At 41.4% G+C, this 9,965-nt stretch carries 6 protein-coding genes and 1 pseudogene; all 7 read left to right on the forward strand.

Annotated features, from left to right (window positions below):
• The first annotated feature begins 472 nt into the window (after nucleotides 1–472).
• The 7 genes and pseudogenes from HUS61_RS20735 to HUS61_RS20765 all read left to right on the forward strand — a co-directional run bounded on the left by HUS61_RS20735 (nucleotide 473) and on the right by HUS61_RS20765 (nucleotide 9,580).
• A pseudogene (locus HUS61_RS20735) lies at nucleotides 473–2,040 on the forward strand (Na/Pi cotransporter family protein).
• Nucleotides 2,041–2,367: 327 nt separating this feature from the next.
• Nucleotides 2,368–3,234, forward strand: coding sequence for a hypothetical protein (locus HUS61_RS20740; protein ID WP_220094672.1), 867 nt, complete (start codon nucleotides 2,368–2,370; stop codon nucleotides 3,232–3,234).
• Nucleotides 3,235–3,243: 9 nt separating this feature from the next.
• Nucleotides 3,244–4,326 carry a DUF4785 domain-containing protein gene (locus tag HUS61_RS20745; protein WP_175083624.1) on the forward strand — a complete coding sequence of 361 codons (1,083 nt, stop codon included), beginning with the start codon at nucleotides 3,244–3,246 and terminating at the stop codon, nucleotides 4,324–4,326.
• A gap of 487 nt (nucleotides 4,327–4,813) precedes the next feature.
• Nucleotides 4,814–5,536, forward strand: a complete 723-nt coding sequence (locus HUS61_RS20750; protein ID WP_175083625.1) for a hypothetical protein — start codon at nucleotides 4,814–4,816, stop codon at nucleotides 5,534–5,536.
• Between the two features lie 446 nt (nucleotides 5,537–5,982).
• The gene (locus HUS61_RS20755; protein WP_175083626.1) at nucleotides 5,983–6,447 is read left to right on the forward strand and encodes a hypothetical protein; all 465 of its coding nucleotides are present in this window, start codon (nucleotides 5,983–5,985) and stop codon (nucleotides 6,445–6,447) included.
• A gap of 166 nt (nucleotides 6,448–6,613) precedes the next feature.
• Nucleotides 6,614–7,195 carry an ACP phosphodiesterase gene (locus HUS61_RS20760; RefSeq protein WP_175083627.1) on the forward strand — a complete coding sequence of 194 codons (582 nt, stop codon included), beginning with the start codon at nucleotides 6,614–6,616 and terminating at the stop codon, nucleotides 7,193–7,195.
• 846 nt (nucleotides 7,196–8,041) lie between these two features.
• A complete protein-coding gene (locus HUS61_RS20765; protein ID WP_175083628.1) occupies nucleotides 8,042–9,580 on the forward strand; it encodes a glutamate synthase-related protein in 1,539 nt (512 codons plus the stop codon).
• Nucleotides 9,581–9,965: the final 385 nt, after the last annotated feature.

Below are 9,965 nucleotides of genomic sequence, written 5' to 3' on the forward strand. Positions count from 1 at the left end.
AATTATTGATTGAAAAAGATCAGTTACCTGAATTTAAGTAAGGGCAACTGATCAAAATATATGTGAAAGAGTACTAGCACCTAGCACCTAGCACCTAGCTAACATGTGTTCTTAACCTGATAGCTAAAAAACGTTGGGTTTCGCTCCGCTCTAACCAACCTACAAGCTGATGCTCTTATGTTCATCGCGCGAAATAAATTACACGCCTACGGATGAGCATTTCAATTTAACTATGCGCAGGCATTATCTAATCTGAGTTCTAACGACTTATATCTAATATCTCCTTTTTTGTTCGGCGTTAAAACGCCTCCTACGACTCGAATCTCGTTCCTCGCAACTCGCCCCTAAAACCAGTTACTTTGTTTTCGATCATTGCGCTATAAGATACTCAAATCTATACTTTTTGTATCGATCTTGATTAACAATATCAGCACTTTATAAGCATAAGCGAATGGAAAATCTGAACATAGCCATGGCTGGGCTAACCGCCATTATCCTTTTTATTTTTGGGCTTGAGAACTTTTCTCGGGAAATTGAAAGTATATCGGGGGAGCGCTTTCGTAAATCGTTAAGTCGCGCGACTAACATTCCTATTTTTGGGGTGTTAATTGGTGCTGTGGTGACGGCTTTTATTCAATCGAGTTCTGCGACGTCGGTGATCACGATAAGCTTGGTAAATGCGGGGGTGTTAACGTTTAAAAATAGTGTCGGTATTATTTTTGGATCAAATGTGGGCACTACCATAACGGCTCAGCTGGTGGCTTTTAAGCTGACGGTATTTGCTCCTGTGATTATTATTATTGGCTTTTTTCTGTCGCTGACTCGCAATCGCTTTTCTATTTTTGGTAAGGCAATTTTCTATTTCGGTTTTGTGTTTTTTAGCCTTAACCTGATTTCATCATCTCTTGCGCCATTACAAAACAACCCTGCATTAATTGAGATTTTAACTCAGCCGCAAAACCCACTTTTAGCGATTTTAGTGGGCTGTGTATTTACTGCTATGGTGCAGTCGAGTTCGGTGACTACAGGGCTTGCCATTGTTTTTACTCAGCAAGGTATTTTGGGGCTTGAGAACGCGGTACCCATTATCATGGGGCGAATATTGGTACCACCGCGACGGCAATGATCTCGGTGTTTGGTATGGATATAGCAGCAAAGAAAGCAGCGCTGAGCCACCTGTTGTTTAATGTGGGTGGGGTACTTTTATTTCTGCCTTTCATTTTATTGTTTGGTGATAAGTTAAGTGAAATTAAACTTGATCCCGCTGTCGCACTGGCAAACATCCACTTTATTTTTAATGTGGTTGCCAGTTTAGTTTTTATTGCTTTTGTTAACCCCTTTACGCGCTTTGTCGATTTTCTGCTTGGTGAAGGAAAGATGGACTTTGAGCGCCTTGAATTGCCCACCTACCAAGAAGATGAAGAGTTTCAGCATGTCGTCGATAAGTTAGAGTCAGGTAACCAACAGCTGCTTAACTTCTTAAAAGAAAACTATAATCAGGTCACGCTGAGCTTAGAGACCAACTACAAAGGTATTCAAGATACTGCACAAAAGCGCTTAGAATATGCCAGCTTTGTTGAGAAGGAATACATCACTTATTTCACTACTATTGTAAGTAAAATCAATGATGAAGAGCAGTCGCGAGAGTTAATGCTGCAAATTAACCGCTTTGATTATTTATTTCAAATTCATGATTCCATCATTGATCTGTTTGAAAGCAAGCGGATTATGAATGAACAATTTATTGAATTAGAAAGCGATATTTTGATTATGATCCGCGAACTTTCGAGTGATACGCTGACCTTGTTCACCCATACCAGCGAGAATTTAGAACAACCTAAAAATGACGAAATAGATAAAGCAGCTAGGTCGTTGCAACTGCATCTGAATCAGGCGCAGCGTAAGTTATTAATGCTACTTGCTGATACCAACCGAAAAGATGCAGGTACGCTGACAAATTTCGTCACCTATTCTCAGCGCCTCAAAGATAAACTGCTGAACTTACATAAAATGTATTCACGTAAGAATGCCGAGTTGTAGGTTGGGTAGAGCGGAGCGAAACTCGATAAGTTAGCGAGTTTCGAGGGGATAGGGTAAAGAATCTTTCAGCCGTCAGCTATCAGATTGAAAGTTAGCGAGTTAGAAAGAGTAAAGGGGAAAGTTTACTCGCACCTCGCATCTCGCATCTCGCATCTCGCATCTCACCCCCTCTTTTTCTCCTAAAATCTAATAATTTGTACTTAAAAAACGCACAAAAGTTAAATTAATGTAAATTCATTCTTGCTTTCGTACCTGTTTGGTCTATGTTTTTGGTCGGAGGTCACTCCTCCAACCTGATAGATAAAATTACAATCAACAGGAACACACATGAAAATAAAAACACTCTCACTAGTGCCAGCTTTAATGTTGGCAGCGGGTATCAGCCACAGTGCTTTTGCTGCGCAAGGAGTCGCATTTGTGCACGGTACAGGTCAGCAAAGCGATGCCTATAATGACTATTGGACAGGCAGTTTTGTCGACACGGTTCGTCAAGGTTTGCCAAACAGTAGTAATTACACGGTCATTAATTGTGACTTTGATCAGTACATGTGGGCAGATGCAGCATCTGGCTGTTTAGCAGGGCAGCTCACTACATTTATCAATAATAAAAACATCACAGATTTAACTCTGATCACCCATTCTAATGGCGGTAATGTGGTGCGCTGGATTTTATCAAACCCAACATGGGATAGCCGCTATCCAAATATTATTAGCAAAGTCACGCGTACTATTGCTCTGGCTCCTTCAAGTGGTGGTACGCCTTTGGCCGATGCGGTTATTGCGGGTAATTCGTTTGAGCAAAGCTTAGGTTGGCTTTTAGGTTACGGCAGTGATGCAGTAAAACAACAGCAAGTATCTTGGATGGAATCATATAACGCACAGTGGCTGTATGGCACACCGAACCGCCCAAATTTACCGTCTCGATTCGAAACCGTGGTGGGCAGTGATGTTGAATCAGCTGTATGGGATAGCGACAGCTATTGTGGCGGTTATCAAAATCAAGTGGGCCTTGAAGTAACGCAAAACTGGTTAGATAGCTGCTCAGATGGCTTTTTAAATTGCAGTTCTCAGTCGTTAGCTGGGGTGGTGTGGTTTACTGATAAATCACGAACCCAAGGTGGTGAGCCTTTGAGTCATCAGCAAAGTCGACGTAACTGTTTTGGCTTGCCAAACATGCTTAAAAACCGAATTTAGGAGCCCGCTATGATTAATAAGTTAACCACAATTGCAGCTGCAATAGTGCTTGTAAGCACAGCCGCAAATGCTAATGAGCAAACGGTTTATCAATTTCCTCAAGTTCAACCAGCATCAAGCGCTCAACTTGAAACCCTTGAAAAAGAAAGTGTTGAATATTGGCAGAAGGTTTCGGGTAAAGAGCTTAAGCGCGGCGTACCTGTCTTTGTAAACCAAGCTGATAACTTTATTCGCATTGCACCAAAAGCACGCTTTGATAGTGGCGAAGTATTTAAGCCTCATGGCTTACAGCTAGATAAACTGTCGGTGCGAGATGACAGCTTTAGACAAATGCCAATGCAAGCCATGGTTGCACGTGAGCAAATGGAAAATGCAGGCTTTAGCGATGGTAGTGTTGGGCTAAAGCTAGGTCAGGTAAATGGCAAAGCAATGTTAAGAACAAGCCAAGCCCTTAACGACGACGACACCTACTTGCTGCACGTGATTGAAAAAGGCTCGAGCAATGCTTTACATGCGAAATCGCAGTTTAAAGTGAAAGATCAGCAACAACGTGTTGCTATGCAGCTTAGTATGGGTAAAAAGCGCTTTAAAGATAATGATGTGAAGTTAACGCTTTCGAGTCCTGATGGCGAAAAGCTAGATGTACGTTACGAAAATGGTGAAGCCGTATTTAATTACCCGCTTGATACCTTAGGCGCAATAAATGGTTACTATGAGCTTGAGGCCAGCGTAGACACTAAAGTGAATGGTCAAACGGTAAAGCGCTCTATAAAAATGCCGTTTGTGCATAGCTCACAAACCATCAGTATGGATAAAGCCAAAGTAACAGCGCTTGGCAATAATAAATACCAAGCTAAAGTACCGGTGCAAGTGACCGACTCAGGCCGTTACGCTATTCGTGCTACGTTAACTGGCAAAGGTAATAAAGGTGAGCGCATCAAACTGGCAACGGTTGAAGTAGCAAAACAGATTGATAGTTACGGCAGTTTCACCATGCCTTTTGCTGTCACTCAAGCAGCCAAAGCCCCATATGAGCTGGTGGATATTGAGCTTACCGACCAAACGCGAATGTTAAAGTTTGCGGGAGAGTAAAAGGTAGCTTTTATTGTATGTTGGGTGGAGCGAAGCGAAACCCAACAAGTTAGTGAGTTGCTAGGGGAGTAGCTATCAGCTTTCAGCCGTCAGCTATCAGATTGAAAAGTTAGCAAGTTAGAAAGAGTAAAGGGGAAAGGTACGAGTTTCGAGGGGCTAGATACGAGTGTAGGCGTTTTAACGCCGAACAAAAATGGAGATATTAGATATCAGTCGTTAGAAGTTAGATTAAAACAAAAGAGCTGTAAGCTTTAAGCTATAAGTTTTGAGTTGATTCTTCCTGCACATCACTATGGCTTAACACGTTACTGTAGGTGTGAAATTTATTTCGCGCGTAATAAATTTTGTTTTTCTCTATGTAGCGCGAAGCGCCTTGGGGCAGTTAGTTTAGTGCTTGAACGTAAAGGAAATATGTCACTAAGTAGGAATGTTGGCTTGATGGGAAAGTAATGGCAAAATTGTGTTTTAAAAAATGGAAACTTAAATAATGGATTATAATCAGCCACTTTCGAAGCACTCCCTAGATTTAAACCTGAGCGACCGAGTTTGGTTTAGGTATTCAACTTTTTATAAAAAGCCAGTATTGCAGGCTGATTCTAATACAAAACTAAAGTCGCTACCGGGCCTAGCTGTGCTGTCGGGCGGAGCTGAATTTTTATTTTTCTTTATGACTATCGCTATTGCTGTAATGAGCCTAGTGCTTCAAGAAACGATGCAGCCGATACCTGCTTTTGTAACTTGTGTGAGTTGTTATCTTTGTGTATTTGTTATCAAGCGAATTGTGATTTATAACAAATTTGGATTTGGTCGTAAGTGGGTTATGAGTATATCTAAAGACTCACTCGAAATAGATAGGCAAGCAATAGAGGGTAAAGCTTCAAAAGTTTTGCAAATCGCTAAGGGCGATATCCAAGAAGTCATTTTTAATTATACTTTTCACGGTAGAAGTGGTCATATTGTGAACGAAAAAACGGCCAATTTACACGCTTGTGAAATTCATCAAAAAAGTGGCGATGTTGTTACGCTAGATAGTATGCGAGTAGGTCTTTTTGATGTGCTTTATCTTTTAAAATTCCACGAATACCCGCTACTATTCAGAGGTACAACTTCGGGCGGTGCAGGTAATATAGTTATTTTGATTATGCGGTTAATTTCTCTTTCTGCGATCATTTCGGCTCTTGTAATGTTGGCATTTAATTTAAAGTCATAAAGGTGAGTTATTTTATGGCTATTAGCTGGTAGGTTGGTTAGAGCGGAGTGAAACCAAACAAGTTAGCGAGTTGCTAGGGGAAAGAGTAAAGGGGAAAGGTACTAGTTTCGAGAGGCGAGGTGTAGGAGGCGTTAGAAGATATTAGATATCAGTCGTTAGAAGTCAGATTAAAACAAAAGAGCTTTAAGCTGTAAGTTTTTAGTTTATTGTGTCTGCACATCGCTATGACTAAACACGTTACTGTAGGCGTGAAATTTATTTCGCGCGAAAATCTTAAACAGAGTCCACGGCAAGTCATTAAAATCATAGTAAAAAGATAATATCTGATGATTATTATCTTGACCTTAACTTAATTGGCGGTAAATATGTTGATGCTTGATTGAACTTGAACAAGCAAAAACATATACCAATTTCAAATCATCTCGCATCAAATAGATGCCTTTAATATGAACGTTTTAAAAGAATTAGAAGTAATTAAGAAAGACAAAAATAAAGAATACTTGATAAAAAGATACTTATTAGAAAGCTGTGTAAAATTATCCCGTTTTAGGTCTGGGGAAAGCTTTAGTCGAAATATGAAAGTAGCCCGGAGCTTTTTAAAAGGTGTGGCAACTAAAAAGCAAATGCATCAAGCTGAATGGGAAATTGAAGGAAATGCATTTTCCACCGAGTATTATTCTGAAGCTGGGAAAAGTGTTTATTTCAGAGTGAATGAGGATGTACGCAAAGACTTAATTCATGTCCGAATCTCGACGGGGCTTAAAAACAAAGAATCGAAAGATTATTTGAAGGAAATGGCTTACTTCATTGACCATGCCTTTTGTTTTATTCAATATCCCGGTAATTGGCTATTTGATGAGGGGGCAGAAAAATTTTTATGCCCCAGATTGTTCAAGCGTTATTTTGGATAATCAGAAAAATGGGGTCAGGCGTTTTTTTTGCTTAATCCCTTCTGCTTACCCAAAACCAATACTGTGCACCTAGCACCTAGCACCTAGCACCTCGCAACCTGTGCCCCTAGACCCTTTTACCTGTATTCTTTTACAATGCATAAAATGACTTTATTTAGAGAATGCGTTGAACTACTTGGCTCACCTTTATTTAGCACAACCGACGGCTGATTCACATTTTGGTAATTTGCTGGGGGACTTTGGTGGGCGTCGGTATTCTGCGCAGTTACCCAATACGGTTAAAAATGGCCTTGAAAATCACTATTTAGTTGATAGGTTTACCGACTCACATCCCCTTGTAAAAGAGGCTAAGCAGTACTTTTCGCCAGCACGTAAACGCTTTGCAAGTGTCGCGATTGATGTAGCATTCGATCACTTTCTTATTCAGCATTGGCAGCGCTTTAATGACCAACCATTGGCTGATTTCAAACAGCACAGTTATGGTCTTTTAAATGCGCGCCAAGCCATGATGCCTTCACGCATGCAGCAAGTTGTGACCAGTATGACCAACAATGATTGGTTTAAAGAATATGAAACACTCGATGGGGTCGGCCTTGCCCTTGATAACATCGCCAAGCGTATTCGTTTTGCCAACAACTTTGCAGGAGCCGCTGACGATATAGCCCGCCACTACCAACAATTAGACGCGGTGTTTTTAGCGTTTTTCCCAGAGCTGGTTGAACATGTGAAGCAAATGGGAGTGGAATGAGTTTGCGAGTTTCTAGAGTAAAGTTAGCGAGTTAGAAAGAGTAAGGGGGAAAGATACGAGTTCCGAGGGACGAGATACGAGACGTGGGAGGCGTTTTAACGCTGAACAAAAATGGAGTTATTAGATATCAGTCGTTAGAAGTCAGATTAAAAACTCAACGAGTTAGCGAGTCGCAAGGGGAAAGAGTAAAGGCACGAGTTTTGAGAGACGAGACGTTTTAACGCCGAACTGGTAGCAGCGGGTTTACCCCGCGTAATTTACTGTTTATCTATATGTAACGCGAAGCGCCTCGGTGCTTTATGTGGTTCAATATTTTTTGCACAAAGAAAAGAAAATCAGAAGTGAATCCGTAACCCAACAGGACCATCAAATTTGTTTTTTTACCCTCTGAAGCGCAGCGCCTCTTATCCTCTTTGTGATTAATATTTTTAAACCCTGTTTTTCTCTATGTAGCGCGAAGCGCCTCGGTGTACTCTGTGGTTCAATTTGTTTTTTGCACAAAGAGAAGAGAATGAGAAGTGAATGAGAAAGATTAAAACCAAAAGACTATTTTGTATTCCCTCTCAAGCGCAGCGCCTCTTTTCCTCTTTGTGAAAATCACCCCACTGCGGCTTACAAACCGATTTACCTCTTACCTTAAAATATGAAATGGCTGATATCTTGGCTGCTTGTTGCGGTTATATAGTGGTTTATCGATAGATAAGTAAACTTCTAGGCGCTTAAGAGCTCGTTTTTTAATTGAGCTGAACTACCCTTTGTAAAGCAAGTAAGCTTTGAATTAATACTTACCTCAATCGCAGTACCTTGAACATAGCAATGTAATGTAGCAACCGTGAGGGAACAATAATGAGCAAACCCATAATTGCAGCCGTTTCGCCGAAAAAAGTCACCTTAGAGCAGGGGCAAGAATACTATTTTTGTGCCTGTGGGCGTTCTAAAAACCAGCCATTTTGTGATGGCTCACATGCCGGAACCGATTTCAAACCCAAAGCATTTACAGCAGAAGAGTCGGGCGATGCCTATTTATGCCAATGTAAGCACACTGCCAATGCGCCGTTTTGTGATGGCAGTCACAAACAATTTGATCAAAGCCAAGTTGGTCAAGAAGGGCCAGGCGTACAAATTCAAGCCTCTGATTTGCCAGTTGCTACAGCAACCAAAGAGGAGCCCACCGTTGAGCTTATTCATCAATTAGCACGTGAAGGATTATCTAAGCTTGGGCACCATGGCCCTATGGTGTCGATGGGCGTGCCACGATATCAATTACCTAAATGGGATGATTTACAGCTAATGGTGGCGCAAATGGCAACGCAACCTTTAATGGAAGATGTTGCTGTTAATACCGAGCTTGTGATTGGCCCGCGAGCGAAAAAGCCATTAAAGCTGGCTATTCCATTGTTTGTTTCTGATATGAGTTTTGGAGCTTTATCTGAAGAAGCTAAAGTATCTTTAGCGAAAGGAGCAGAACTTGCTGGCACAGGTATTTGTTCGGGTGAAGGCGGTATGCTTCCTGAAGAGCAGCAAGCCAATTCACGGTACTTTTATGAATTAGCAAGTGCAGGCTTTGGTTATAGCGAAGATAAATTAAAGAACGTTCAGGCCTTTCACTTTAAAGGTGGACAAGGCGCAAAAACGGGTACTGGTGGGCATTTGCCGGGCAATAAGAATGTTGGGAAAATCTCTGAGGTTAGAGGAATTGAAGCGGGTACTTCGGCGATTTCACCCCCAACATTTAAAGACTTACACAGTGCGGCCGATTTCAAAAAGTTTGCTGACAGAGTCCGCGAAGTAACCGGCGGTATTCCAATCGGGTTTAAACTAAGTGCTAATCATATTGAGGAAGATATTCAATTTGCGCTCGATGCGAGTGCCGATTACATCATTCTTGATGGTCGTGGAGGCGGTACAGGCGCAGCCCCTGAGATCTTTAGGGATCATATTAGCGTACCGACTATTCCTGCACTTGCCAGAGCAAGAAAGTACTTAGATGAACAAGGTGCAAGTGATGTTACTTTGATCATCACTGGTGGTTTACGTTTACCAATTGATTTTGTAAAAGCGCTTGCGCTTGGCGCTGATGGTGTGGCGATTTCGAATAGTGCAATGCAAGCAATTGGCTGCGTTGCTGCGCGTATGTGTAACACCAATAACTGCCCTGCAGGGATTGCGACACAAAAGCAAGATTTACGTCAGCGCTTAAATATTGAAAAGTCAGCAAATCAATTAAAGAACTTTTTTGAAGCGTCAACTGAGTTAATGTCGGTAATGGCTAGGGCATGTGGTCATGACTCTTTAGCTAAGTTTAATGCTAATGATTTAGCAACATGGCACAAAGATATGGCGTTGTTATCTGGCGTTAAGTACGCGGGTGTTGGAGTAAGTTAGCGAGTTGCGAGAGTAAAGGGGAAAGATACGAGTTCCGAGGGACGAGATGCGAGTTGTAGGAGGCGTTTTAACTCTGAACAAAAATGGAGCTATTAGATATCAGTCGTTAGAAGTCAGATTAAAAACTCAACGAGTTAGCGAGTTGCTAGGGGAAAGATACGAGTTTCGAGGGACGAGATGCGAGTTGTAGGAGGCGTTTTAACGCTGAACAAAAATGGAGCTATTAGATTTCAGTCGTTAGAAGTCAGATTAAAAACTTAACGAGTTAGCGAGTTACTTGACACAAGTGGTAGGTACTCTAGTGTTTTTAACTTGCTAACTTGCTAACTTGCTAACTTGCTAACTTGCTAACTTGCTAACTTGCTAACTTGCTAACTTGCTAACT

This window comes from Pseudoalteromonas sp. 0802 (assembly GCF_013350085.1).
Lineage (GTDB): Bacteria > Pseudomonadota > Gammaproteobacteria > Enterobacterales > Alteromonadaceae > Pseudoalteromonas.

Bases quoted from the DNA above. Each gene is read 5' to 3' on its own strand.
- HUS61_RS20755 (WP_175083626.1), top strand. From the start codon at position 5,983: ATGAACGTTTTAAAAGAATTAGAAGTAATTAAGAAAGACAAAAATAAA.
- HUS61_RS20750 (WP_175083625.1), top strand. From the start codon at position 4,814: ATGGATTATAATCAGCCACTTTCGAAGCACTCCCTAGATTTAAACCTG.
- HUS61_RS20745 (WP_175083624.1), top strand. From the start codon at position 3,244: ATGATTAATAAGTTAACCACAATTGCAGCTGCAATAGTGCTTGTAAGC.
- HUS61_RS20765 (WP_175083628.1), top strand. From the start codon at position 8,042: ATGAGCAAACCCATAATTGCAGCCGTTTCGCCGAAAAAAGTCACCTTA.
- HUS61_RS20740 (WP_220094672.1), top strand. From the start codon at position 2,368: ATGAAAATAAAAACACTCTCACTAGTGCCAGCTTTAATGTTGGCAGCG.